25 protein-coding genes and 1 pseudogene are annotated in these 24,589 nt (G+C 40.7%); 11 read left to right on the top strand and 15 right to left on the bottom strand.

All coding sequences use genetic code 11. From position 1 onward, the window contains the following. Entirely contained in the window at positions 1–1,302 is a 1,302-nt protein-coding gene (ftsY, locus tag M1F56_RS08190; protein WP_247917399.1) for a signal recognition particle-docking protein FtsY, read from the top strand. Between the two features lie 45 nt (positions 1,303–1,347). On the opposite strand, the gene zwf is transcribed toward ftsY, so the two are convergent. The 3 genes from zwf to M1F56_RS08175 form a co-directional block, all read right to left on the bottom strand. Then, positions 1,348–2,835: a glucose-6-phosphate dehydrogenase gene (gene zwf / locus M1F56_RS08185; RefSeq protein WP_247917398.1), complete on the bottom strand. Its 1,488-nt coding sequence runs from the start codon at positions 2,833–2,835 to the stop codon at positions 1,348–1,350. Between the two features lie 148 nt (positions 2,836–2,983). Continuing rightward, positions 2,984–3,724 carry an amino acid ABC transporter ATP-binding protein gene (locus M1F56_RS08180; RefSeq protein ID WP_007516801.1) on the bottom strand — a complete coding sequence of 247 codons (741 nt, stop codon included), beginning with the start codon at positions 3,722–3,724 and terminating at the stop codon, positions 2,984–2,986. Then, on the bottom strand, positions 3,724–5,889 hold the full coding sequence (locus M1F56_RS08175; RefSeq protein WP_247917397.1) for an ABC transporter substrate-binding protein/permease: 2,166 nt from the start codon (positions 5,887–5,889) through the stop codon (positions 3,724–3,726). The genes M1F56_RS08180 and M1F56_RS08175 overlap by 1 nt, the downstream gene beginning before the upstream one ends. A gap of 172 nt (positions 5,890–6,061) precedes the next feature. Between M1F56_RS08175 and M1F56_RS08170 the strand changes: the two genes are divergently transcribed. From M1F56_RS08170 to M1F56_RS08140, 7 genes and pseudogenes are all read left to right on the top strand, one after another. After that, positions 6,062–7,015 carry a CPBP family intramembrane glutamic endopeptidase gene (locus tag M1F56_RS08170; protein ID WP_247917396.1) on the top strand — a complete coding sequence of 318 codons (954 nt, stop codon included), beginning with the start codon at positions 6,062–6,064 and terminating at the stop codon, positions 7,013–7,015. Positions 7,016–7,091: 76 nt separating this feature from the next. Beyond that, entirely contained in the window at positions 7,092–9,080 is a 1,989-nt protein-coding gene (gene uvrB / locus M1F56_RS08165) for an excinuclease ABC subunit UvrB (protein WP_247917395.1), read from the top strand. Positions 9,081–9,096: 16 nt separating this feature from the next. Then, positions 9,097–9,660 carry a hypothetical protein gene (locus M1F56_RS08160; RefSeq protein ID WP_247917394.1) on the top strand — a complete coding sequence of 188 codons (564 nt, stop codon included), beginning with the start codon at positions 9,097–9,099 and terminating at the stop codon, positions 9,658–9,660. A 25-nt stretch (positions 9,661–9,685) separates the two neighbouring features. Further along, positions 9,686–10,202: pseudogene (locus M1F56_RS08155) on the top strand (DUF1697 domain-containing protein). Between the two features lie 19 nt (positions 10,203–10,221). Then, positions 10,222–10,764, top strand: coding sequence for a hypothetical protein (locus M1F56_RS08150; protein ID WP_247917393.1), 543 nt, complete (start codon positions 10,222–10,224; stop codon positions 10,762–10,764). Next, on the top strand, positions 10,742–11,188 hold the full coding sequence (locus M1F56_RS08145) for a hypothetical protein (RefSeq protein WP_247917392.1): 447 nt from the start codon (positions 10,742–10,744) through the stop codon (positions 11,186–11,188). Before M1F56_RS08150 ends, M1F56_RS08145 begins: the two co-directional genes overlap by 23 nt. 20 nt (positions 11,189–11,208) lie before the next feature. Then, positions 11,209–11,676, top strand: coding sequence for an 8-oxo-dGTP diphosphatase (locus M1F56_RS08140; RefSeq protein WP_247917391.1), 468 nt, complete (start codon positions 11,209–11,211; stop codon positions 11,674–11,676). Here M1F56_RS08140 and M1F56_RS08135 read toward each other — a convergent pair. From M1F56_RS08135 to coaB, 5 genes are all read right to left on the bottom strand, one after another. After that, the gene (locus M1F56_RS08135) at positions 11,673–12,188 is read right to left on the bottom strand and encodes a transcription repressor NadR (RefSeq protein ID WP_247917390.1); all 516 of its coding nucleotides are present in this window, start codon (positions 12,186–12,188) and stop codon (positions 11,673–11,675) included. The two genes, M1F56_RS08140 and M1F56_RS08135, sit on opposite strands and share 4 nt — an antisense overlap. 11 nt (positions 12,189–12,199) lie before the next feature. After that, positions 12,200–12,727: an ECF transporter S component gene (locus M1F56_RS08130; RefSeq protein WP_000354636.1), complete on the bottom strand. Its 528-nt coding sequence runs from the start codon at positions 12,725–12,727 to the stop codon at positions 12,200–12,202. 179 nt (positions 12,728–12,906) lie between these two features. Further along, positions 12,907–13,470: an ECF transporter S component gene (locus M1F56_RS08125; RefSeq protein WP_001042726.1), complete on the bottom strand. Its 564-nt coding sequence runs from the start codon at positions 13,468–13,470 to the stop codon at positions 12,907–12,909. Beyond that, complete coding sequence (coaC, locus tag M1F56_RS08120) at positions 13,454–14,005, bottom strand: phosphopantothenoylcysteine decarboxylase (protein ID WP_247917389.1); 552 nt, start codon at positions 14,003–14,005, stop codon at positions 13,454–13,456. Before coaC ends, M1F56_RS08125 begins: the two co-directional genes overlap by 17 nt. 11 nt (positions 14,006–14,016) lie before the next feature. Beyond that, positions 14,017–14,706 carry a phosphopantothenate--cysteine ligase gene (gene coaB, locus M1F56_RS08115; RefSeq protein ID WP_007522039.1) on the bottom strand — a complete coding sequence of 230 codons (690 nt, stop codon included), beginning with the start codon at positions 14,704–14,706 and terminating at the stop codon, positions 14,017–14,019. A gap of 232 nt (positions 14,707–14,938) precedes the next feature. Here coaB and M1F56_RS08110 point away from each other — a divergent pair, with 232 nt between their 5' ends. From M1F56_RS08110 to radC, 3 genes are all read left to right on the top strand, one after another. Next, positions 14,939–16,609, top strand: a complete 1,671-nt coding sequence (locus M1F56_RS08110; RefSeq protein WP_247917388.1) for a formate--tetrahydrofolate ligase — start codon at positions 14,939–14,941, stop codon at positions 16,607–16,609. Positions 16,610–16,790: 181 nt separating this feature from the next. Continuing rightward, entirely contained in the window at positions 16,791–19,082 is a 2,292-nt protein-coding gene (gene pcrA, locus M1F56_RS08105; RefSeq protein ID WP_247917387.1) for a DNA helicase PcrA, read from the top strand. A 42-nt stretch (positions 19,083–19,124) separates the two neighbouring features. Continuing rightward, entirely contained in the window at positions 19,125–19,805 is a 681-nt protein-coding gene (gene radC / locus M1F56_RS08100; RefSeq protein WP_247917386.1) for a RadC family protein, read from the top strand. On the opposite strand, the gene M1F56_RS08095 is transcribed toward radC, so the two are convergent. The 7 genes from M1F56_RS08095 to M1F56_RS08065 form a co-directional block, all read right to left on the bottom strand. Then, positions 19,802–20,491 carry a gamma-glutamyl-gamma-aminobutyrate hydrolase family protein gene (locus M1F56_RS08095; RefSeq protein ID WP_033585310.1) on the bottom strand — a complete coding sequence of 230 codons (690 nt, stop codon included), beginning with the start codon at positions 20,489–20,491 and terminating at the stop codon, positions 19,802–19,804. The genes radC and M1F56_RS08095 overlap by 4 nt on opposite strands. A 15-nt stretch (positions 20,492–20,506) precedes the next feature. Continuing rightward, positions 20,507–21,148 carry a redox-sensing transcriptional repressor Rex gene (locus M1F56_RS08090; RefSeq protein WP_033585308.1) on the bottom strand — a complete coding sequence of 214 codons (642 nt, stop codon included), beginning with the start codon at positions 21,146–21,148 and terminating at the stop codon, positions 20,507–20,509. A gap of 93 nt (positions 21,149–21,241) precedes the next feature. Next, positions 21,242–21,445, bottom strand: coding sequence for a DUF4649 family protein (locus M1F56_RS08085; RefSeq protein WP_025169551.1), 204 nt, complete (start codon positions 21,443–21,445; stop codon positions 21,242–21,244). A gap of 6 nt (positions 21,446–21,451) precedes the next feature. Beyond that, the gene (locus tag M1F56_RS08080; protein WP_033585307.1) at positions 21,452–21,799 is read right to left on the bottom strand and encodes a DUF1831 domain-containing protein; all 348 of its coding nucleotides are present in this window, start codon (positions 21,797–21,799) and stop codon (positions 21,452–21,454) included. 4 nt (positions 21,800–21,803) lie between these two features. Beyond that, positions 21,804–22,919, bottom strand: a complete 1,116-nt coding sequence (locus tag M1F56_RS08075) for a cysteine desulfurase family protein (RefSeq protein ID WP_247917385.1) — start codon at positions 22,917–22,919, stop codon at positions 21,804–21,806. Between the two features lie 9 nt (positions 22,920–22,928). Then, complete coding sequence (locus M1F56_RS08070) at positions 22,929–23,888, bottom strand: ribose-phosphate diphosphokinase (RefSeq protein ID WP_001283847.1); 960 nt, start codon at positions 23,886–23,888, stop codon at positions 22,929–22,931. A 111-nt stretch (positions 23,889–23,999) separates the two neighbouring features. Beyond that, positions 24,000–24,569 carry a CYTH domain-containing protein gene (locus M1F56_RS08065; protein ID WP_247917384.1) on the bottom strand — a complete coding sequence of 190 codons (570 nt, stop codon included), beginning with the start codon at positions 24,567–24,569 and terminating at the stop codon, positions 24,000–24,002. Positions 24,570–24,589 lie beyond the last annotated feature (20 nt).

Here is a 24,589-nt window from a genome sequence, read left to right as displayed (position 1 = left end):
ATGGGATTATTTGACCGTCTATTCGGAAAAAAAGAAGAGCCTAAAATTGAAGATGTTGTAAAAGAAGCTCTGGAAAATCTTGATTTGTCAGAAGAGGTTGAAGAAACCAAAACGGCAGTCGAGGAAACAAGCCAAGAAGAGACAGAAACGGATAAAGTGGAAGAAACTCTTGCTCGAGAAGAACTTCCTCAGGTCACGACAGATGAGGTCATTGAACCAGAACTGGTTGAGGAAACAGACCAAGAGGAGCCTGAGCTAGAAGCTGATGAATTGGAGCAAATCCAAGAGACAGAAGAAGCTCTAGAAGAAGAGAACCAAGAGACAGAAGAAGAGTTAGCTTCTGAAGTTGTAGAAGAAGAAAGTCCCCAGGTTGAAGAAACCGTTCAGGAAAAATATGACCGCAGTCTCAAGAAAACCCGTACAGGATTCGGAGCACGCTTGAATGCCTTCTTTGCCAACTTCCGTTCTGTCGATGAAGAATTCTTCGAGGAATTGGAAGAACTGCTCATCATGAGCGATGTCGGTGTGCAAGTCGCTTCAAACTTAACAGAAGAACTACGTTATGAAGCCAAACTTGAAAACGCTAAGAAACCTGACGCACTTCGTCGTGTCATTATCGAGAAATTGGTTGAGCTCTACGAAAAAGATGGAAACTACAATGAAAGCATCAACTTCCAAGATGGTTTGACAGTCATGCTCTTTGTAGGTGTCAATGGTGTTGGGAAGACAACCTCTATTGGGAAATTAGCTCATCGTTACAAACAAGCTGGCAAGAAAGTCATGCTGGTTGCAGCGGATACTTTCCGTGCTGGTGCGGTTGCTCAGTTAGCAGAATGGGGTCGTCGTGTAGATGTTCCTGTTGTAACTGGTCCTGAGAAAGCCGATCCAGCCAGCGTTGTCTTTGATGGGATGGAGCGTGCAGTAGCGGAAGGAATGGATATTCTCATGATTGATACCGCAGGTCGACTGCAAAACAAGGACAACCTTATGGCTGAGTTGGAAAAAATTGGTCGCATCATCAAACGTGTCGTGCCAGAAGCCCCTCATGAAACCTTCCTAGCACTTGATGCTTCAACTGGACAAAACGCCTTGGTGCAAGCTAAAGAATTTTCGAAAATTACACCTGTTACAGGTATTGTATTGACTAAGATTGATGGAACTGCTCGAGGTGGTGTCGTTCTGGCAATTCGAGAAGAACTCAATATCCCTGTAAAATTGATCGGTTTTGGTGAAAAAATCGATGATATCGGTGAATTTAACTCAGAAAACTTTATGAAGGGTCTCTTAGAAGGCTTGATTTAATAGAAAGTAAATAATCCTGCAAGAGACACTTGCAGGATATTTTTGTTATTCTAAACGACCTTCTTCACGATAGGCGATATCGGGTTGCCAGGTCCATTTAGCTCCAAACTTCTCAAGTAAGTCAAAGCTAGCTTGAGGGCCCATACTTCCAGCTTTATAATCGTAGAGTGGGGCACCATTTTCAGCCCAGAGCTTTTCGATACGGTCAATCAATTTCCAAGAAGCACTTACCTCGTCCCAGTGGCTAAAGTTGGTTGAGTTGTTGTTCAAGACATCGTAGATTAATTTTTCGTATGGATCTGGTGAGGCTCCGGTAGCAGTAGCATCTGTACGATAATCTAAAGAACTTGGTGCCAGATTAAATTCTTCACCAACTTGTTTCCCATTGAGGCTGAGAGAGAATCCTTCAGTTGGTTGAATATAGATGGTCAAGATATTTGGCGTTAATGGTTCTCCGAAGATAGAGTCCATTTGCTTAAAGACGATATTGACATGAGTGCCTTTTTCTGTCAGACGTTTACCAGTACGGAAGAAGAAAGGAACGCCACGGAAGCGATCGCTGTCTACAAAGAAGGCACCAGATGCAAAGGTTTCTGTTGTAGATTCAGGATCGACATTTGGCTCGCTACGATAAGAAATGTATTTCATGCCATCGATTTTACCAGAGCGATATTGACCACGGATAAACTGTTCTTTCAGTTCCTCCTCAGTTGGATGATAGAGTTTTTTAAAGACCTTTATCTTTTCAGCACGAATCTCATCCTTTGTAAAGCTAGCTGGTTTGTCCATGGCTAGAAGAGAGAGGAGTTGGAGAGTATGGTTTTGAACCATGTCACGGAGGGCACCAGATTGATCATAGTAGCCACCGCGTTCTTCTACACCCAAGCGTTCCGCAAAGGTAATTTGAACATTATCAATGTGTTCGCGATTCCAAACATTCTCAAAGATCATGTTAGCAAAACGAATAGCAAAGATACTCTGAATCATCTCTTTACCTAGGTAGTGGTCGATACGGTAGATTTGCTCCTCATCAAAGGCCGCAAGGAGATCTTCATTGAGTTTGCTAGCTGTTTCGTAGTCTGTACCAAATGGTTTCTCAACGATCAAGCGCTCAAAACCTTTGCCATCAACAATGTTTTCAGATTTGAGGTGCTTGGCAATGGTTCCGAAGAACTGAGGTGCCATAGACAAGAAGAAGAGCTTATTGTGTTCAGCTTGGTATTTTTCATTCAGCTCAGCTTGTAATTGGCGCAAAGCAATGTAATGTTCTGTATCATTCACATCATGGCTTTGATAGTAGAAGTGGCTAGCAAATTCTTGGGCTTGCTCGGTACTATCTGCCAAATCAAGGATGGACTCGACAACTACAGATTCAAAATATTCCTTACTCCAAGGTCTACGAGCTGTTCCGATAACAGCAAAATGCTCAGAGAGATTGCCTGATTTATAGAGTCTGAAAAGGGAAGGGTAGAGTTTGCGTTTAGCTAAATCTCCACTCGCACCGAAAATTGTAACAATAACCTTTGATGACATCTAGCTACCTAATTTCTATATTTTTTCCTAGTTGGACTAGGGATGAGATTTTCTCATTGTCATAGTTTTTATTTTATCATAATTTTCAAAAAAATCAAAAATCCAATACGCGATTAAAAAACTGTAAGGTTCTCCTTACAGTTTGGTTTTATACGTTTAAGACCTTGTCCAAAAACTCTTTCAGACGAGGGTGTTGCGGGTTATCAAAGATTTGATCTGGTGTCCCATCTTCTAGAAATTCTCCATCCGCTGTGAAGATAACACGATTGGCTACCTGACGTGCAAATCCCATCTCATGAGTTACGATGATCATGGTCATGCCTTGCTCTGCTAATTCCTTCATAACATTCAGGACATCTCCGACCATCTCAGGGTCAAGAGCGGAAGTTGGCTCATCAAAGAGCATGATATCAGGATTCATGGCAAGTCCACGAGCGATAGCTACACGTTGTTTCTGACCACCTGAAAGGCTATCTGGATTGGCATTAGCTTTATCTGCTAGTCCAACCTTTTCAAGCAACTCCATTCCCAATTTCTCAGCTTCTTCTTTAGTCATTCGTTTGTGTTCAATAGGAGCAAAAGTGATATTCTCTAGAACGGACATGTGAGGGAAGAGATTGAAATGTTGGAAAACCATTCCTACGTTCTCACGAACATGGTCGACATTGGTTGATTTATCAGTCAAATCATAACCATTCACAGTGATGTGACCACTCGTTACCTCCTCGAGAAGGTTAAGGCTACGGAGGAAAGTGGATTTACCAGAACCAGAAGGACCGATGATACAGACAACATCTCCTTCATAGAATTTAGTAGTAATGCCTTTTAAGACTTCATTTTTTCCATAATACTTATGCAAATCATTTACATCAATTTTTAGTTTTGCCATTAACGAATCCTCTTTTCTAAGCGTTTCGCTAGTCTAGTCAAAAGCGTGATAATTACAAGATAGAAGATAGCAAGGATTGCATACATCTTGAAACTTTGGTAGTTACGGGCGATGATAATCTTACCAGTTTGGAAAAGTTCCACCAAACCGATAGCAGATACAATGGTTGTATCTTTAAGAGCGATAACGAATTGGTTGACAAAGTTTGGCAACATCAATTTAGTCGCTTGTGGCAAGATAATCTTACGCATGGTTTTTCCATAAGAGATACCAAGACTGCGGCTGGCTTCCATTTGCCCAACTGGAACAGCTTGAATCCCACCACGAACGATTTCAGCGATATAAGCTGCCGCATTAAGTGAGAGGGCAATAGTACCAGCTACAAAGTCATTGATTGGACTTTGATGGCCTGTAATGGACTCGATGAAGTTTGGAATTCCCCAGAAGATGAAGGCTGCAAGAATCATCAAAGGAATACCACGAATCACATCAACAAAAATCTCAGAGATCAGACGAAGAGATTTGTATGGGCTAACGCTAAACATACCGAAGATAATCCCGATGACAATGGCAATTGCAAATGAGATAAGAGCTAGAGCAAGAGTGATTCCAAGTCCACTAAGAAGTTGTTTGTAGTTGTTTTGAAGCAAGCCCCAGATAGTTGTTTCGTCAACCGTACTTGTAGAGTCAGTTGAAGTTTCGCTAGCTAGATACTTGTCAAGAATCTTTTGGAATTCTCCGTTAGCTTTGAGGTTCGCAAGTCCGTTATTGAACATCTGGATCAATTCTGGATTTGTACCTTTTTTAACTGCAAAGGCTGTTTCACCGATTGGAGTTCCAGCGATTGGCGTTTTCAATTTTTGCCCTTGGCTGATAGAATATTTGAGAACTGGCTCATCATCCATCACGGCATCGATAGAGCCAGTATTCAGACTGTCATACATAGAAGCGCCATCTGCAAAGGTTTTAATCTTATAGCCGTATTTGCTTTGATTTTCAGTAAGGAACGTTTGAGAAGCAGTTCCGTTTTTAACACCGACAGTTTTATCCTTGAGGTCTTCATAAGAAGTAATTGTGCTTGATTCTTTCACACCGAGAATCGTATTTGCTGTGTAGTATGATTCTGAGAAGTCAAAGGTTTCCTTACGAGCATCCGTTACAGACATACCAGCAATGATACCATCTGCTTGTCCTGCTTGAACAGCACTAATGGCTGCGTCAAATCCTGGGTTGGTAATTTCAATTTCAAAACCTTGGTCTTTGGCAATGGCCTTGATGAGGTCCATATCAATACCGGTGTATTGATTGCTTGAATTTTGAAAGACGAATGGGGCAAAAGATGAGTCGCTGGCAATAATGTACTTGCTTTTCACTGGAGTAGCTTTTTGTCCAGCAGCAGTAGTTGTCGTTGGGCTTGCCGTAGTTTTAGAAGCTGTCCATTTTTGGATGATTTGCTCCAAGCTACCATCCTTCTTCATTTGTGCTAGGGCTTCATTAAACTCGGTAACCAAGTGTTCATACTTGCTCCCTTTCTTGACACCAAAAGCAAAGCTTCCAACAGCCTCACCATCCATATTGATGCTGAGATCTTGTCCTTGGTTAATCGCATACTCAATAACAGGTTTGTCATCCATGATGGCATTTACAGCACCAGCACTTAGACTGTTATTCATCAAATCACCTGTATCAAAGGTTTTAATAGAGAAGCCGTATTTATCTTTGATACTTTCGAGGAAGCGTTGAGCGGCAGTTCCGTTCTTAACTCCAACTGTTTTCCCGCTAAGTTCCTCATATTTGGTGATTTTATTCGCCTTTGTGGTAGCAATGACAACTTTTGTATCATAATAGGTATCAGACATGGTAAAGACATTTTCACGTTCTTTTGTTTTTGTCATACCTGCCATAATAGCATCTGCTTGACCTGACTGCACTGCATTTACAGCTGCATCAAAGCCAGGATAAGACATTTGGATGTTCCATCCTTTGATTTCTGCGACTTTATTGATAATATCAACATCAATCCCTTTATAGGTTTGATCTGAATCTTTAAACTCAAAAGGTGCGTAAGCTGTATCAGACACAATCTTAACAGTATCAGCTTTTGCCATACCTAGTGAGAAAATGGGAAATAAAATGAGCAAACATGTTAGTATTTTTTTCTTCATTTTTAGTCTCCTTTTCCGAATATTTTCCCATTATATCAGAAAATGAATGAAAAGGCAAATTTTTATATTTTTGTGTCAGAAAATATAACATCTATGTTTTCTTTTCCTTCTTGAATTGCTACTATAAAATGATATAATAATAGTATGTAATAGAAGAAATGAGGACAGGAACATGAAGAATAAAAGAATATTTAAAGACTTCCAATCTTCCCAAATGAGTTTAAATATTTACACAAGTCCTTTGTTAGCCTTTGTTTTTGTCTTTATAGGAGAGTTTGTTGCATATACTTTGTATGGTATTAGCTTGTTAGCTCTCATCGGACTTGCTAGAAATTTTGGAGAGGCTGGTCAAAATCTTGCAACTTACTTGCAAACCTTGCAGCAGAGCTTGACGGATAAAACAAGTGACTTTCGTTTAATTTTAGCATTGCTGTCCTTTGGTTTTATTCTCAACACTGTGTTCAGATGGACTAAAAAAGTTGAGAAAAGATCTATTAGAACCTTGGGATTTTATAGAGAAAATTTCCTTAGCAGTCTTCTGAAAGGATTTGGCCTAGGTTTGGCACTTTTTCTTCTGACCTTGTTAGGTTTGGTGGGCTTAGGGCAATATCGTTTGGAGTCCATTCACTTGAATCCTTATTCGCTTACCTTTGTTGTCTTTACTATCCCATTTTGGATTTTACAGGGGACAGCAGAAGAGGTGGTATCCCGTGCGTGGCTCCTTCCTCAATTAGCTTCAAGAACCAATCTAAAACTTGCTGTTGTCATATCTAGCATATTCTTTACCCTGCTTCATATGGGGAATTCTGGTTTAACACCTCTATCTCTAGTGAATCTCTTTTTATTCGGGGTTGTCATGGCTCTTTACCTTCTCAAAACCGATACAGTTTGGGGTGTTGCAGGTATTCATGGAGCTTGGAATTTTGCTCAGGGCAATCTTTTTGGCATTTTAGTTAGCGGTCAACCGTCAGGAACGTCTCTGATGACCTTTTTACCACAAGGCAATCAAGTTTGGCTATCAGGAGGCTCTTTTGGGATTGAAGGTTCTATCATGACAAGTTTAGTCTTGTTACTTCTGATTGTCTATCTCGCTATTCAATTAAAGAAAGAAAATGAAAGGATGTGACTTAGGTCCGTCCTTTTCTTCGTGAAAATGCTATAAGTATGCTAAAATAGGAATAGCACATGGAGAGAGGATTCTTATGATCAATCGAATTACAGATAATAAATTTAAACTAGTATCAAAATACCAACCTTCAGGAGATCAACCCCAGGCAATTGAGCAGTTGGTTGATAATATTGAAGGTGGAGAGAAAGCCCAAATTTTGATGGGGGCGACGGGTACAGGGAAGACCTATACCATGAGTCAGGTCATTTCCAAAGTCAATAAACCAACTCTGGTCATTGCTCATAATAAGACTCTGGCAGGCCAGCTCTATGGAGAATTTAAGGAATTTTTCCCTGAAAATGCTGTTGAGTACTTTGTGTCTTATTATGATTATTACCAACCCGAGGCTTATGTCCCTTCTAGCGATACCTACATTGAGAAGGACAGCTCTGTCAATGACGAGATTGACAAGCTTCGCCACTCAGCGACTTCGGCTCTTCTGGAGCGTAACGATGTCATCGTCGTGGCTTCAGTCTCTTGTATCTATGGTTTGGGTTCTCCAAAGGAATATGCTGATAGCGTCGTTAGTCTCCGTCCAGGTCTTGAGATTTCTCGTGACAAACTCTTGAATGACTTGGTCGATATACAGTTTGAACGCAATGATATTGATTTCCAACGGGGAAGATTTCGTGTGCGTGGGGATGTGGTGGAGATTTTCCCAGCTTCCCGAGATGAACACGCTTTTCGAGTAGAATTTTTCGGGGATGAGATTGACCGTATCCGTGAAGTTGAGGCTTTGACAGGTCAGGTATTGGGAGAAGTGGATCATTTGGCGATTTTCCCAGCCACTCACTTTGTGACCAATGATGACCACATGGAGGTTGCTATTGCCAAGATTCAAGCAGAGTTGGAGGAGCAGTTAGCTGTCTTTGAGAAGGAAGGTAAACTGCTAGAAGCCCAGCGTTTGAAACAGCGGACAGAGTATGATATCGAGATGTTACGTGAGATGGGTTATACAAATGGGGTTGAGAACTACTCTCGTCACATGGATGGTCGTAGCGAAGGAGAACCTCCTTATACGCTTCTCGACTTCTTCCCAGATGATTTTTTGATCATGATTGATGAAAGTCACATGACCATGGGGCAGATTAAGGGGATGTACAATGGAGACCGTTCGCGTAAGGAAATGTTGGTCAATTATGGTTTCCGTTTACCGTCAGCCTTGGACAATCGACCTTTACGCCGTGAGGAGTTTGAAAGTCATGTGCACCAGATTGTATACGTTTCAGCGACACCTGGTGACTATGAAAATGAACAGACCGAGACAGTGATTGAACAAATCATTCGCCCGACTGGTCTTTTGGATCCAGAAGTTGAAGTTCGTCCGACTATGGGACAGATTGATGACCTGTTGGGTGAAATTAATGCTCGTGTTGAAAAGAACGAACGAACCTTTATTACAACCTTGACCAAGAAAATGGCAGAAGACTTGACTGACTACTTCAAAGAAATGGGGATCAAGGTCAAGTATATGCACTCAGATATCAAGACTTTAGAGCGGACGGAGATTATCCGTGACCTGCGTTTGGGTGTCTTTGATGTCTTGGTCGGAATCAATCTGCTCCGTGAAGGGATTGACGTTCCTGAGGTAAGCTTGGTAGCCATTCTAGATGCTGACAAGGAAGGTTTCCTTCGTAACGAGCGTGGCCTCATCCAGACCATTGGACGTGCTGCTCGTAATAGCGAAGGGCATGTCATTATGTATGCGGACACGATGACCCAGTCTATGCAACGTGCCATTGATGAAACGGCCCGCCGTCGGAAAATTCAGATGGCTTATAATGAAGAACATGGTATTGTACCTCAGACAATCAAGAAAGAAATCCGTGATCTGATCGCTGTAACTAAGGCAGTTGCCAAGGAAGAGGACAAAGAAGTCGATATCAATAGCCTTAACAAACAAGAACGCAAGGAACTCGTCAAGAAACTGGAGAAACAAATGCAAGAAGCCGTCGAAGTGCTTGACTTTGAATTGGCTGCTCAGATACGTGATATGATGTTGGAAGTGAAGGCGTTGGATTGAAAGGATAAATAGAAGAATGAGTGAAGCTTCTTTAATAACAATTATCAGTGTAATGATTTCTAGTGTTATTTCAATTGTTGGTTTTATTGTAACTTATTTTTCAATGAAGCAGAGTTTCCAGAATGAACTTAAGCGTAATAGAGATACATTAGCACTGGAGAATATGTCTAAAATTCCTTATAAGGTTTTATCGCTTTTTGATGATATGATTGAAATCAATTCTTTAAAAAATGATAGACTCAAAGAAAAGAAACAAGAAGAAAATTTGAAGATCTTTAAAGAGATAATGAATACAATCTACTCATACGGTTCAAAAGAGTCTATAAAGATAGCATCGTTCATGCAAAAAGAAAACTATAAGGTTGCGGTTAAAGGAATTACTCGAAATGAATATCGGATGATGGCTATTTATGTGTTACTTGCTACACAAATTAAATATGATGTTACTTCAGTTGCTATTAGTCCGAAATATTGGTTTATAATGAAGTTGAATGATTTTGACTCGCAAGAAAAGAAGATTTCTGAAGCGACAAATAAGTTAATAGATGAGTTAGGACTAGATAAGAACTTTATGATGTGAAACTTAATTGTTGAAAGGAGCACACATGCGTTATGCACTTTTACTCCGTGGCATCAATGTTGGCGGGAAAAATAAGGTCGTTATGGCTAATTTGAAGAAGGATTTGGCTAGGTTGGGGGTTTGAAAATTCAGTTTCCTACATCAATAGTGGCAATCTTTTCTTTGATAGCGAAGAGCAGGAGGAGAGGATTCGGGAGATTTTGACGGATTATTTTAGTCAGTCTTATGATTTTCCCCTGCCTTTCGTCCTTGTCAGCTCTGCCATGCTTCGAAAAGAATCAGCCAATCCACCTAGTTGGTCGCAGGATGAGACAGCCTTTAGGAGAGATGTCCTCTTTTATCTGCCAGAGGTAGACAGGGAAAGCGTTCAAGAGCTAGCAGGCGGTTGGGCAAATGACAAGGAGCAGTTACATTTTGGGCAGACGGCTTTCTTTTATAGTAATGCTGACCAAGCGGACTATCTCAAGTCCGATTACCATAAGAAACTGCTTAAATCCAGTTTCTACAGGCAACTGACTATCCGAAATGGCAAGACTTTCTAGAAGATTGTGGAGTTGGTGAATGAGAAGTAAAACCAAAAAGAAAAAGAAAAATAAAAACAAAAGAAAAGTAAAAGCTCAGGGGAACAAGTTTATCCTTTGGTTGGAAAAACATTGGATAGTAGAAGCTCTTTTAGGTTATATATTCTTTATAATGGTTGGTATTGGCATGGGATATTTAACATTTGGTAATGAGAGTATTCCTGCTCCGCTTCGTGAGTTTAGTTATATTAGCCCCTTGTATTTAAATTTGTTTCTTTTGATTACTTTTCCATTCTATTCTTGGTTTGGAAGTCTGAGAGGAGAGGGGAGCAACTCGCTGGAAGATATTTCAGAATTTTTTCTCTATCTAAATGGCCCGATTTTTCTTTTTCATTGTTTTGTAGGGATTAGATTGAAACACGGAAAAGGTTTTTTGCCACCTTTAATAAGTTTGGATTCTCGCTATGTTTGGTTTCCGATTGCTATCTATCTAATCTTTTTATTCATTTCAGCGTTAACGATGTTGATTTTAAAATATAACGACAAAAAGAGGAAAAATCATGACAAAAGAAAATCTAACTAAATTATTTTCATTTAAAACCCTCTATTTGGCTTTGCTAGCTTTTGTGATTCTTCATTTGGTGCTGTTAGTTTTTGGTCTATCCTTTACGTCGATTTTGTGGAATAGTTGGTCTTTCATTCTTTGTTTGACCTTCTTAATCCATCCCTGGAGAATCTTTTATAGAACAAGAGATTTTCAATGGTATCACCTTATTTTTCAAATATTTAGTGGATTGGTTGCACTTTACCTTTGGTTTGCAGCATTCTTTGTTTTATCAATTATCTCGGATTCAGCCATCCCTATCAATATAGACTATCGCATACAAGATAAGGAAATCATCATTGTGAGAGGTTTTTGGGCCCGTAGTACCTATGAACATCATGAGTTGCTCAATCCCTATATCATGAAGTCAGAAATAAAATACAACAAAGATATATTTGAATAATTTAGAAAGCGAGCGAATTTATGTCCCGTTCCCAATTAACGATTTTAACAAACATTTGTCTGATTGAAGACCTCGAAACTCAGCGCGTGGTTATGCAGTACCGCGCTCCTGAAAACAATCGCTGGTCTGGTTATGCCTTTCCTGGAGGTCATGTAGAAAATGGCGAGGCTTTCGCAGAGTCTGTCATTCGTGAAATCTATGAAGAAACAGGATTGACTATCCAAAATCCTCAACTTGTCGGCATTAAAAATTGGCCATTAGATACAGGTGAGCGCTATATTGTCATTTGTTATAAGGCGACTGAGTTCTCTGGTACCCTTCGCTCTTCAGATGAAGGAGAAGTTTCTTGGGTGAAAAAAGACCAGATTCCAAGCTTGGATCTGGCCTATGATATGTTGCCTTTGATGGAAATGATGGAAGCACCTAACAAGTCTGAATTTTTCTACCCTCGCCGTACAGAGGACGGCTGGGAGAAAGAAATTTTCTAGTCTTTTACTAAATAACCTAACTGATCCAAGGCCTCCTCAATATAGTGGAGGTCTTGTTGTGTCTCGGCTTCAACAAAGTGGTAATGGATGCCGTCTGTCAATTCAGAAAGGGGTCTAAAGTCTGAATTCTCGACTTGTTCCAGAAAGTGCTGGACATCTCGGCGACAGGTGAGTTTGAGATGGGTTTCAATTTCACCATAAACGGGATGATCGATTAAGATATTTTGAACGCGTCCGCCATTATCTACAATGGCTAGAAGTTCCTGACCGATTTCTTCCAGTTCATGTTTCACTTTAAAGAGTTTGTGAACGTAGGGGCTGGCATCATTTTCTTTGTAGATATAACCACGATTGGTGGATAGGATAGGAGCCCCATCTGCTCGGAGAATAGCGATATCCTGTACAATGACTTGGCGCGTGACATGAAAGTGCTCAGCCAAGGTTTGACCATTGAGGGCTTTTGGTGCCTCTTTTAATAGTTTGAGAAGAGCTTGTTTGCGATCCGTTGTCATAGTTTTTCCTTTTAGCGACGTTTTCGAAGCACTTTATAGACAGCTAGTGCTAATGTATAGTCTACCATACTATGGACAATTGTTCCAAAACCAACTAGGACAAAGAGAACATAAAACATATTTTCAACGTTTGTCCCTGAAGTAGCATAAAAGATGATACAAGCTAGTACTTCAGCGATAGCGTGAACAACACCCAAAACAAAGTTAAAAATCCAAGATGCCTTTGGTTTATCCAAGGTTTCAGGGAATTTTTTTAAGTAAAATGCTCCCAAAATACCAAAAACGATGTGAGAAAAGGCGCGTAGAACGATAACCATAGGGTAGCCTGCCATCAGGAAGCCGAGACTAGAAGCAATAATCACAAAAGCAGCCATCAAAGGTGATAGGAACATGGCGATAAAGATGGCGATATGGCTTCCTAAAGTGTAAGAAGCTGGTGGGATGACGATTTTAAAAGGCATAATGATTGGAATCAAAATCGCGATTGCTGTGAGCAGTGCAGTCATGGTCATAAACTGCGTTTTTTTCCGTATATCCATAAGAACCTCCATTTATCTGTATATACACAAGTATAGTACAATAAATAATCAGTTAAGTCAAGAAGCATTAGTGATTTTTAAGGGATATTTGATTAAAATATGGTAAAGCATACTAGAAACTTAATTCTTATGTTTTAAATGCTAAACTCCACCTTCAGGACGAAAGTGGAGTTGTTTTTTTATTTCTTCAAGGTTTCGAGACGTGGGACAATTGCTACAGTTAGAATAGCTGAGATAATCAATTCAGCGATTGAGTTTGTAGAGATGACAGTTGCTAGAAGTTTTTGGATATTGCCGTCGAAGACATTTCCAAAAAGGAAGAAGATTCCCCCGAGGACAAAGACGGTGTTGGTAAGGGAACCGAGAGCACCAGCAAAGATGAGACCCGTTCTGTTTTTTAATAATTTATAAACTAAGTAAGGTGTCAGACCGATCAAAACGCGAGGGACAATAGCGATAATCGCAGAATAGATGTTTCCGTTCGGTACGAATGGTGAGAAGAGGTAGCTGGTTGGAAGGATGGTAATTGTGTTTACCGTTAAGCTCAATAGCCCCATAAGAAAACCAAGTGTAACCCCAACCCGAGGACCATAGATGATACTAGCAATAATGACTGGAATATGAACGATAGTTGGTTTGATTGGAAATGGGAAAAGGTTAAATAGGAGAGAAGTTAAAAAGTGGATAACGAGCATAACTGCAAAAAAGATAGCAATTGGAGCAATGTTAGAGCGTTTGTTCATTGAGGGTTTCCTTTATTCTTTCTAAAATAGTATTCAGGTCAGCTAGGGCGCCTTTGCCGTGATCGCCACAGGCTAGTAGAGATTCCTTTGGAGAGATAATCTGATAACCATAGGTCTCTAATATTTTTAGATTAGCCTGGGTTGCCGGATGGTCATACATTTTTGTATTCATGGCTGGCGCTAAGAGTTTAGGGATGTGACTTGGTAGGGCAAGAGCCGTACTGGTCACCATGTTATCCGCAAAACCGTGCGCAAGTTTGGCAATGGTATTAGCAGTAGCAGGGACAACGATAAAAAGATCAGTTCTTTTACCTAGTTCGATATGATTGACTTGATCAGGGTAGGGTTCCTGCATGACATCAAGGTGAACTGGATTCTGTGAGAGTACCTGTAGTGTCAAAGGTTGGATAAACTCTGTAGCAGCCTGAGTCATTAAGACAGTGACTTGATGGCCTTGTTTTTTTAGAGAACTGACTAAATCTGCCGACTTGTAAGAGGCGATTGACCCAGTTACAGCCAAGAGAATGTTTGCCATAGCTTTCCTTTCTATGAATGATAGGATTGAATCTTTTCAAGGAGGAGTTCTGCAATTTCTTCTTTAGTATGAACCGTTTGAAGATGATCTTTCTCAACAAAGATTGCACGATGTTGGTTTGCTGAAATTTGAGTCAGATCATTTGCAATGATTAAGTCTGCTTGGTTCTTGATAAGACTTTTTCTAGCAATGTCAACCAGATGATCTTCGTTAACATCAACTAGCAGTTTGAAACCAATCAGATGAATAGCAGGATTCCATTCCTTGACTAGAGAGATGATTTTGGGTGTTTTTTTCAGGAATAAAACCTGAACCTCATCAGTTGAAGAAATCTTAGTTTGATGATTTTGCTTGCTTAAAAATTCTTCTAGATTGGAGCTAGCCTGAACTTCCTCAAGCCCTGTCATATAAACAGGAGTGTAGTCGGACACAGCCATTGAGTGGATCAAGACCTGATAATCCTTGACACGTTCTTGCATTTCTAGTAGAAGCTCGTGGGTATTGGTAATTTCTCGAATACTTAGGTTGGGATGGGATTCTGGCTTCAGAGATCGTTTTGTCGTTATCAAACAAACTTCATGTCCTGCAGCAAGCAAAGTTTCAGTGATGATTTTCCCCAGGCGACCTGTAGAATGGTTAGTGATAGCGCGGACGCTATCGATAGCTTCACTGGTACCGCCTGACGTAACTAAAATTTTCATAGGACTATTGTACCAAAAAATAAAATAGAATCAAAAGAAAGCGTTTGTTTTTTTCATCTAATTTTCCAGAAAGATTATAGTTTTTGGCTATAAAAACTTATAAAAAGTAAAAAAGATGACTAAAATCGGCCTTAAAACTTGATGTTTATAAACTTTACTAAGCTTTTTGTATGTGAAAAACCTTTTTTTGTGTTATAATGAATTATCATATAAGAGGTTAGAGGAGTTTTGAATGAAAACAGATATTGAGATCGCACAGAGTATTGAGTTGAAGCCAATCGTTGATGTTGTGGAGAAACTTGGTATTTCTTACGATGATTTGGAGTTGTATGGAAAGTACAAGGCTAAGCTCACCTTTGATAAAATTCGTGCAGTTGAGAGCAATCCAGTTGGTAAGTTGATTTTGGTGACAGCTATCAACCCAACACCAGCAGGTGAAGGAAAATCAACTATTACCATTGGTCTTGCGGATTCCTTAAACAAGATTGGTAAGAAAACCATGATTGCCATTCGCGAACCGTCACTTGGTCCAGTCATGGGGATTAAGGGTGGTGCTGCTGGTGGTGGTTATGCCCAAGTGTTGCCAATGGAAGACATCAACCTCCACTTTACTGGAGATATGCATGCCATTACAACTGCTAACAATGCTCTTTCTGCCTTGATTGACAATCACCTGCACCAAGGAAATGAGCTGGGAATTGATCAACGTCGTATTCTTTGGAAACGTGTTGTGGACTTGAACGACCGCGCCCTTCGTCATGTGACCGTTGGACTTGGTAGTCCTCTAAATGGTATTCCACGTGAGGATGGTTTTGATATTACAGTTGCTTCCGAAATCATGGCCATTCTTTGCTTGGCGACGGATATCGAGGACTTGAAACTCCGTTTGGCTAATATCGTTATCGGCTATCGCTACGACCGTACTCCTGTTTCTGTAGGTGATTTGCAGGTTGAGGGTGCTTTAGCATTGATTTTGAAAGATGCTATTAAACCGAACCTGGTTCAGACAATTTACGGTACACCTGCCTTTGTACACGGTGGTCCATTTGCCAATATCGCTCATGGATGTAACTCTGTCTTGGCAACAAGCACAGCCCTTCGCTTGGCTGATTATACTGTTACTGAAGCTGGTTTTGGTGCGGACCTTGGTGCTGAGAAATTCCTTGATATCAAGACGCCAAACTTGCCAACATCTCCAGATGCTGTTGTCATCGTCGCAACCCTTCGTGCCCTTAAGATGAATGGTGGCGTAGCTAAAGACGCTCTCACAGAGGAAAATGTGGAGGCAGTTCGCGCAGGTTTTGCTAACTTGAAACGCCACGTTGAAAATATCCGTAAGTTTGGTATTCCTGCAGTTGTTGCGATTAACGAATTTGTTTCTGATACTGAAGCTGAAATCGCAGCCTTGAAAGAACTCTGTGCTTCTATTGATGTGCCAGTTGAACTAGCAAGTGTCTGGGCTGATGGCGCAGAAGGAGGAGTAGCGCTTGCTGAAACGGTTGTTAAGACTATCTCTGAAAACCCAGCTAACTATAAACGTTTGTATGACAATGACCTTTCTGTTCAAGAAAAGATTGAAAAGATTGTTACTGAAATCTACCGTGGTAGCAAAGTGAACTTTGAGAAGAAAGCTCAAACACAAATCGCGCAAATCGTTCAGAATGGTTGGGACAAATTGCCAATCTGTATGGCTAAAACGCAATATAGTTTCTCAGACAATCCAAATGCACTTGGAACCCCAGAAAACTTTGAAATTACCATTCGTGAATTGGTACCAAAATTGGGTGCAGGCTTCATCGTTGCCTTAACAGGTGATGTCATGACCATGCCAGGTCTTCCAAAACGTCCAGCCGCTCTCAATATGGATGTTGAAAGTGACGGAACCGTTCTAGGATTGTTCTAATAGTTTAATTGAATTCAAATGAGTTTGGAAAAGCTATCCAAGCTCATTTTCTATATAGATATAAGTAGTTATCTTCAGTTGATGAGAGAGTTGTTTACTACACGCAACCAGTCTAGCTAAAGATATTTTCCCTGTTTTCTGATATAATAGAAACATTGACTTCAAGAGTAAGGAAGAGAAAATGAACGCATTATTGAATGGAATGAATGACCGTCAGGCTGAGGCGGTAAAAACGACAGAAGGTCCATTATTGATCATGGCGGGGGCTGGTTCTGGAAAGACTCGTGTTTTAACCCACCGCATTGCCTATCTGATTGATGAAAAAATGGTTAATCCTTGGAATATCTTGGCCATTACCTTTACCAATAAGGCGGCGCGTGAGATGAAGGAGCGTGCCTATAGCCTTAATCCAGCTACTCAGGACTGTCTGATTGCGACCTTTCACTCCATGTGTGTTCGTATCCTACGTCGTGATGCGGATCATATTGGCTATAACCGGAACTTCACCATTGTAGATCCAGGAGAGCAACGAACTCTCATGAAACGCATTCTCAAGCAGTTAAACTTGGATCCTAAAAAATGGAATGAACGGACCATTTTGGGAACCATTTCTAATGCTAAGAATGACCTGATTGATGATGTGGCTTATGCTGCCCAAGCTGGTGATATGTACACACAAATCGTGGCTCAGTGTTATACAGCTTATCAGAAGGAGCTTCGCCAGTCTGAGTCTGTTGATTTTGATGATTTGATTATGCTGACCTTGCGTCTCTTTGATCAGAATCCTGACGTCTTGACCTACTATCAGCAGAAGTTCCAGTACATTCACGTTGATGAGTACCAAGATACCAACCATGCCCAGTACCAACTGGTCAAACTTTTGGCTTCACGCTTTAAAAATGTCTGCGTGGTCGGGGATGCAGACCAATCTATCTACGGTTGGCGTGGGGCTGATATGCAGAATATTTTGGATTTTGAGAAAGATTACCCTAACGCCAAGGTCGTTTTGTTAGAGGAGAATTATCGTTCAACCAAAACTATTCTTCAAGCTGCAAACGACGTCATCAAAAACAATAAAAATCGCCGTCCCAAGAATCTCTGGACCCAGAATGCCGATGGGGAGCAAATCGTCTACTACAGAGCCAACGACGAACAAGATGAGGCTGTTTTTGTAGCCAAAACCATCGATGAACTTGGTCGTAGCCAAAACTTCCTCCACAAGGATTTTGCAGTTCTTTATCGGACTAACGCCCAGTCTCGTACTATTGAGGAGGCCCTGCTCAAGTCTAACATTCCTTATACTATGGTTGGCGGAACCAAGTTCTACAGCCGTAAGGAAATCCGTGACATTATCGCCTACCTTAATCTCATTGCCAATTTAAGTGACAATATCAGTTTTGAGCGTATTATCAACGAGCCTAAGCGCGGAATTGGTCCAGGAACGGTTGAGAAAATCCGTGATTTTGCGAATATGCAAGAGATGTCTATGCTAGACGCTTCAGCCAATATTATGTTGTCTGGCATCAAAGGAAAAGCAGCCCAGTCTATCTGGGATTTTGCTAATATGATTCTGGATTTGCGGGAAAAACTGGATCAATTAACTATCACCGAGCTAGTGGAAGCTGTTCTAGAAAAAACAAGTTATGTCGATAATCTTAATGCTCAGGCAACCTTAGAGAGCAAGGCTCGGGTTGAAAATATCGAGGAATTTCTTTCTGTTACCAAAAACTTTGACGACAACCCTGATAGTCAGGAAGAAGAAACTGGTTTGGACAAACTCAGTCGTTTCTTGAATGACTTGGCTTTGATTGCAGATACGGATTCAGGCAGTCAGGAGACATCAGAAGTGACCCTGATGACCCTCCATGCAGCGAAAGGACTCGAGTTCCCAGTTGTCTTTATCATCGGGATGGAGGAAAATGTCTTTCCACTTAGCCGTGCAGCTGAAGATCCAGATGAGCTAGAAGAGGAACGCCGTTTGGCCTATGTAGGTATCACTCGCGCGGAGAAAATCCTCTATCTGACCAATGCCAACTCACGCTTGCTTTTCGGTCGTACAAATTATAATCGTCCAACACGTTTCATCAATGAAATCAGTTCGGACTTGCTCGAGTATCAAGGTTTAGCCCGTCCAGCGAATACTAGCTTTAAGGCTTCTTATAGCAGTGGTGGGATTGCTTTCGGTCAAGGTATGAGCTTAGCTCAGGCCCTTCAAGAACGGAAACGCAATGCTGCACCACGCTCTATCCAGTCAAGTGGTCTTCCGTTTGGACAGTTTACAGCCGGAAATAAAAAAGATTCGACTGATACAAGTTGGTCTATTGGGGATATTGCTCTCCACAAGAAGTGGGGAGAGGGAACAGTCCTTGAAGTGTCGGGTAGTGGCGCTACTCAGGAACTGAAAATTAACTTCCCAGAAGTAGGACTGAAAAAACTTCTAGCCAGCGTTGCCCCAATTGAGAAAAAAATCTAATTTTTCATCCTTCTCACGAATAATAAAGTGAGGAGGATTTTTATGTACAGTATCTCATTCCAAGAAGATTCACTCTTGCCTAGAGAAAGACTAGTTAAAGAAGGAGTAGAGGCTCTGAGCAATCAAGAATTGCTAGCAATTCTGCTCAGAACAGGAACACGTCAGGCCAATGTCTTTGAAATTGCCCAAAAAGTCTTGAATAGTCTTAACAGTCTAACCGATTTGAAAAAAATGACCCTGCAGGAATTGCAGAGTCTGTCTGGTATAGGGCGAATAAAAGCCATTGAACTACAAGCAGTGATTGAACTGGGACACCGCATTCACAAACATGAAACCCTTGAGATGGAAAGTATTCTCAGTAGTCAAAAGCTAGCCAAGAAAATGCAACAGGAACTTGGCGACAAAAAACAAGAGCACCTAGTGGCGCTCTATCTCAATACTCAAAATCAAATCATTCATCAGCAAACTATTTTTATCGGCTCTGCGACACGCAGCATTGCTGAACCGAGGGAAATCCTTCACTATGCCATCAAGCATATGGCGACTTCTGTTATTTTAGTCCACAATCATCCTTCAGGTGCAGTAGCACCTAGCCGAAATGATGACCATGTAACCAAGTTAGTCAAGGAAGCCTGCGAACTGATGGGGATCGTTTTCTTGGACCATCTGATTGTCTCGCACTCAGATTACTTTAGTTACCGTGAAAAGACGGATTTGATTTAGAGTTCGTTAACAACATAGTCAAATAGCGTTTTATCTTTGGGTCGATTTTCAAAGAGAAATTCAGGATGCCATTGAACACCAAGATAAGGAAAGCCGTCCGTAGTTGTCACAGCCTCAATGATTCCATCTTTAGGATCATGTGCTACAACCTTAAGATTAGGAGCTAGATCTTTAATACTCTGGTGGTGGAAGGAGTTGATATGGGAGATTTCTCCATAGATTTCTCGGAGAATGGTATCAGGCTCCGTTATGAGGTGTTGGGTCGTGTATTCAGCTGAACAGTCCTGCCAATGATCCTCGATATCTTGGTGTAGCGTGCCTCCCATGGCGACATTGAAAAGTTGAGTACCCCGACAAACAGAGAAAATTGGTTTCTTCTGTTTAATCGCTTCTCTGATAAGGGCTAATTCAAAAATATCTCTTTGAAGATGGTAGTCATCGCTGTCAATGGTTTTAGGCTCACCATAGTATTTTGGATCAACATTTTGCCCACCCGTTAGGATGAGCTTATCAATGATACTGATGTAATGGGTAGCCATTTCTTGATCACCAATCGGTAGGATGATTGGAATTCCGCCAGCGTCCTTGACTCCTTCAACAAAGCCCTTTGCTGCATAGCTCATCATGATGTCATCATCTGGATGAGCTTTTTCATTTCCTGTAATCCCAATAACTGGTTTTTTCATAAATGCTTTCGCTTTCTAATCCTCTTTACGCATAAAATAGAGGAGGGTTTGGAGTTCGCTTGTCAAATCGACATACTGAACGACCACATCTTTTGGAAGGTGGAGGTGAACAGGGGAAAAACTGAGAATACCTTTTATACCTGCATCGACCAAAAGATTGGCGACTTCTTGTGATTTAACACTTGGAACAGTTAGGATAGCAGTTTTAACATCTGCTTCTTTGATTTTTTCTTTAATCTGAGAGATACCATAGATTGGAATTCCATCAGGTGTCTGGGTCCCGACTTCTGGATGGTTATCTAGGTCAAATGCCATGATGATTTTCATCTTGTTACGCTCATGGAAGCGGTAGTGGAGAAGGGCATGCCCCATATTTCCAATCCCAACCAGCATAACATTCGTAATTGAGTTATCATTTAGGAGATCAGCAAAAAAAGTCATCAGTTTTTTAACATCATAACCAAAACCACGACGACCTAGTTCGCCAAAATAGGAAAAATCACGACGAACAGTCGCAGAATCGATACCGATAGCCTCTGCAATTTGCTTAGAGTTGGCACGTTCGATTTTCTCGGCATGAAATCTCTTGAAAATTCGATAGTAGAGAGAGAGTCTTTTTGCTGTTGCTTTTGGAATAGCAGACTGTTTATCTTTCACAAAACCACAACCTTTCTATTCTTCTATTTTATAGAAACATTGTGAAAAAATCAACAAAAACAAGAAAAAACTAAGAAAATCTTAGTTTTAGTCTTAAAAATTAGCTTGTGATAGAAAACGGTAGAGATCTCCGACCAATCCTTGATAGATAACTTTATCATCAAAGGTTAATGAGGTAACTAGGAATGTATCTGGAAGAGTTACACAACCTGATAGAGATAACATAAGCTCTTCGTAATCCTTATATTCAAGTGTACGTTCTACGTGATAGTTATCTTGATAGGTAAGTCGATACATAGCCAATTATCTTTCTTCTTTTGTGAAGATTCCGCGTTCTACAAGGCTGTCCATGAGGAAGTAGAATTTCTCCTGATGAATGTGGTGGTCTTCTGATTTAAAGATATTGACCAAACGAAGGCCAGATTTGTCAGTGATGTTGAGTTTAGCACCTGTAAGGTCTTTATTGATGATGATTTTTAGGTTGAAGCCTTCACCGCTGTTAGGTACTTTCTCAAGCAGACGAGTTAGTTCGAAGTTTCCAACTTTTGTTTCAAAGAAAGTATTATCTTTCAGTGTGAACTTTTTGACAGATGGGCTAAGTGTATAGTCGTAGTGGCAGTTTTGTAGTTTAATGGTTTTTTCGAATGCCATTAGATTAATCTCCAATAATATTTTTTAAGGTTTGTGCGAGTTGTTTCAGTTCTTCCTCGGTATTAAGAGGAGACAGACTGATACGGACAGATTCTTTCAAACGATGCGAATCTGGTCCATAAAATGCTTCAAGCACATGACTGGTTTGCACAATACCAGCAGTACAAGCTGAACCGGTAGAAATTGAAATTCCTTCAAGATCTAACCGTAGTAAGAGCAAATCATTTTTTTGACTAGGGAAGCCAATGTTGACAACATAAGGAAGCTGGTGTTGGCTTTCGTTGAGATAGAATTCTAGATCTGCAATCTCATCTAGAAAAGCAGATTTTAATCCCTCTAGTTTTTGGTAATGTTCAGCTTGTTGCTCTAAATCCTCTTTGAGAGCAGCGACCATGCCTACAATGGCAGCGAGGTTTTCTGTTCCAGCCCGTTTCTTTTGTTCTTGGTCTCCACCGTGAAGATAGGAATCAAAGTCCGCGGAAGAAGCATAAAGAAAGCCGATTCCCTTTGGTCCATGGAATTTGTGGGCAGAAGCACTGAGGAAATCAATTCCCAATTCCTCAGGATGGATAGGAACTTTTCCGATAGCTTGAACAGCATCTACATGATAAGCCGCAGGATGCTCTTTTAAAACACGTCCAATCTCAGCGATAGGTAAGAGACTGCCCGTTTCATTATTAGCATACATAGTGGAAACGAGAATAGTATCGTCACGTAAGGCCTCTTGAATTTGCTGGGGAGTAATTTCTTGATTTACTGGTTGGATGATAGTCGCTTCAAAGCCAAAATGTTGCACCAGATAATCGATAGTCTCAAGCACAGAATGATGTTCAATAGCTGTCGTGATGATATGTTTTCCACGATTTTGATGACGGAGACAATAGCCAATAATAGCTGTATTGTTGCTTTCTGTACCGCCAGACGTAAAAAAGATATGTTGAGATTTTGTCCCCAATAACTGGGCTAGTTCCTGACGGGCTTCTCGCAAGAGTTTGCCAGCCTGTCGACCATGACTATGAATACTAGAAGGATTACCGTGGGTTTCTTGCATGACCCTGGTCATTTCTGAAATAGCAACTGCTGACATAGGAGTAGTAGCAGCATTGTCTAAATAAATCAAAGAATCACCTTATTTCTTTTTGTTGTAAGCAAAGAGTGGGCTGACTGGTTTTCTTTCATGGATGCGGACGATCGCATCTCCGATTAACTCGCTAGCAGTAATGTAACATACATTTTCAGGAGTTCTTTCTTTGGTTGCTACGGAGTCTGTCACAAGGATTTCCTTGATGTTTGTAGCGTCAAGGAGGTCTGCTGCACCTTCAACAAATAAACCGTGACTAGAAACTGCATAAATCTCAGTTGCACCTTCACGTTCAACGATTTTGGCAGCTTCAGAGAAAGTACGACCAGTATTTAGAATATCGTCAATTAAGATAGCCTTCTTGCCTTCGACATCCCCAATGATATAGCCTTCGTTACGATTAGAATCGTCTTGGGCGTAGTCAATGATAGCGATAGGAGCATCAAGGTATTCAGCCAAACTACGTGCACGTTTAACACCAGAGTTCTTTGGACTAACAACAACAACATCAGAGCCAAGAAGTCCTTTATCACAGTAGTGCTTAGCAAATAGAGGAACAGTATAAAGATTGTCTACAGGAATGTCAAAGAAACCTTGGACCTGAACAGCGTGGAGGTCAAGCGTTAGAACACGGCTTACACCAGCCTTGACAAGCATATTGGCAACCAATTTTGCAGTGAGGGGTTCGCGAGAAGAAGCGATACGATCCTGACGAGCATAACCAAAGTAAGGAAGGACAACGTTGATACTATGAGCACTTGCACGAACACAAGCATCAACCATGATTAATAATTCCATCAAGTGGTTGCTAACGGGGTAGCTGGTTGACTGGATGATGTAAACATCGTAACCACGGACACTTTCTTCGATGTTGACCTGGATTTCACCATCAGAAAATTGACGAGAGGATAATTTTCCGAGAGGTACACCAACTGTATCCGCAATCTTTTGAGCGATTTCTGGGTTAGAGTTTAGGGTGAAAAGTTTCATGTTGTTTCTATCTGACATTATAGACCGTCCTCTGTAAACTTTGTGAATCTCCTTTGAGAAAGTTCTGTTTTTCAAAGCAAGATTCTTTTATTTTTATCTTTTCTATTCTACCAAAAAAAGGAGATTATTTCAGCTTTTTTTCATGCTTTTAATAAAACGAATTAATTTTGAAGGAGCTTTCTGATAAGTTATGTGATTTTCATCTAAAAATTTCCGAAAATCGGCTTTCCCTTTTTCATGGTCTATGACTTCAAGCTCGAGTTCATAGTCCGTTTGGTCAAAGTAGTGACTTTCATCTAACGCCATTAAGCCAATTTCTGTTTTCGTTTCATAACGAAGAGTCGAAAGGCAGCCTAAAACAAGCCAGTCATGACTTTCAATACCAATCTTAGCGAGCTTTTCTAGAACGAGCCCTTGAGGTAGTTTTTGTTTTTCTAGGTACGATTCAGCTTCTGGAAGAGTTAGTTTCTGGTTGTATTCCATATTTCCTACAGTTTGAGGCACTTTCAAGGTCAATTCCGCCCAATCTGCAAAAGTGCGAATGCGCATGGCAACCTTCTTTTCACGTAATTGAAAATCAGGTGTGTCAATGTAGTAGTTTTTCTGAAGGACGGGCTGGATATGGGAAAACTGTTTTTTTAGATGCTCATATTCCTCTTTTTTCAGAAGTGTTTTCAATTCTATTTCTAAATGTTTCATTTTTTCAACCTTTTCTATAT

Source organism: Streptococcus oralis, from assembly GCF_023109005.1.
Lineage (GTDB): Bacteria > Bacillota > Bacilli > Lactobacillales > Streptococcaceae > Streptococcus > Streptococcus oralis_BU.
The sequence above is the reverse complement of the archived record's forward strand: the minus strand, read 5'-3'. Positions and strand labels throughout refer to the sequence as shown.

Bases quoted from the DNA above. Each gene is read 5' to 3' on its own strand.
- ftsY (WP_247917399.1), top strand. From the start codon at position 1: ATGGGATTATTTGACCGTCTATTCGGAAAAAAAGAAGAGCCTAAAATT.
- zwf (WP_247917398.1), bottom strand. From the start codon at position 2,835: ATGTCATCAAAGGTTATTGTTACAATTTTCGGTGCGAGTGGAGATTTA.
- M1F56_RS08180 (WP_007516801.1), bottom strand. From the start codon at position 3,724: ATGGCAAAACTAAAAATTGATGTAAATGATTTGCATAAGTATTATGGA.
- M1F56_RS08175 (WP_247917397.1), bottom strand. From the start codon at position 5,889: ATGAAGAAAAAAATACTAACATGTTTGCTCATTTTATTTCCCATTTTC.
- M1F56_RS08170 (WP_247917396.1), top strand. From the start codon at position 6,062: ATGAAGAATAAAAGAATATTTAAAGACTTCCAATCTTCCCAAATGAGT.
- uvrB (WP_247917395.1), top strand. From the start codon at position 7,092: ATGATCAATCGAATTACAGATAATAAATTTAAACTAGTATCAAAATAC.
- M1F56_RS08160 (WP_247917394.1), top strand. From the start codon at position 9,097: ATGAGTGAAGCTTCTTTAATAACAATTATCAGTGTAATGATTTCTAGT.
- M1F56_RS08150 (WP_247917393.1), top strand. From the start codon at position 10,222: ATGAGAAGTAAAACCAAAAAGAAAAAGAAAAATAAAAACAAAAGAAAA.
- M1F56_RS08145 (WP_247917392.1), top strand. From the start codon at position 10,742: ATGACAAAAGAAAATCTAACTAAATTATTTTCATTTAAAACCCTCTAT.
- M1F56_RS08140 (WP_247917391.1), top strand. From the start codon at position 11,209: ATGTCCCGTTCCCAATTAACGATTTTAACAAACATTTGTCTGATTGAA.
- M1F56_RS08135 (WP_247917390.1), bottom strand. From the start codon at position 12,188: ATGACAACGGATCGCAAACAAGCTCTTCTCAAACTATTAAAAGAGGCA.
- M1F56_RS08130 (WP_000354636.1), bottom strand. From the start codon at position 12,727: ATGGATATACGGAAAAAAACGCAGTTTATGACCATGACTGCACTGCTC.
- M1F56_RS08125 (WP_001042726.1), bottom strand. From the start codon at position 13,470: ATGAACAAACGCTCTAACATTGCTCCAATTGCTATCTTTTTTGCAGTT.
- coaC (WP_247917389.1), bottom strand. From the start codon at position 14,005: ATGGCAAACATTCTCTTGGCTGTAACTGGGTCAATCGCCTCTTACAAG.
- coaB (WP_007522039.1), bottom strand. From the start codon at position 14,706: ATGAAAATTTTAGTTACGTCAGGCGGTACCAGTGAAGCTATCGATAGC.
- M1F56_RS08110 (WP_247917388.1), top strand. From the start codon at position 14,939: ATGAAAACAGATATTGAGATCGCACAGAGTATTGAGTTGAAGCCAATC.
- pcrA (WP_247917387.1), top strand. From the start codon at position 16,791: ATGAACGCATTATTGAATGGAATGAATGACCGTCAGGCTGAGGCGGTA.
- radC (WP_247917386.1), top strand. From the start codon at position 19,125: ATGTACAGTATCTCATTCCAAGAAGATTCACTCTTGCCTAGAGAAAGA.
- M1F56_RS08095 (WP_033585310.1), bottom strand. From the start codon at position 20,491: ATGAAAAAACCAGTTATTGGGATTACAGGAAATGAAAAAGCTCATCCA.
- M1F56_RS08085 (WP_025169551.1), bottom strand. From the start codon at position 21,445: ATGTATCGACTTACCTATCAAGATAACTATCACGTAGAACGTACACTT.
- M1F56_RS08080 (WP_033585307.1), bottom strand. From the start codon at position 21,799: ATGGCATTCGAAAAAACCATTAAACTACAAAACTGCCACTACGACTAT.
- M1F56_RS08070 (WP_001283847.1), bottom strand. From the start codon at position 23,888: ATGTCAGATAGAAACAACATGAAACTTTTCACCCTAAACTCTAACCCA.
- M1F56_RS08065 (WP_247917384.1), bottom strand. From the start codon at position 24,569: ATGAAACATTTAGAAATAGAATTGAAAACACTTCTGAAAAAAGAGGAA.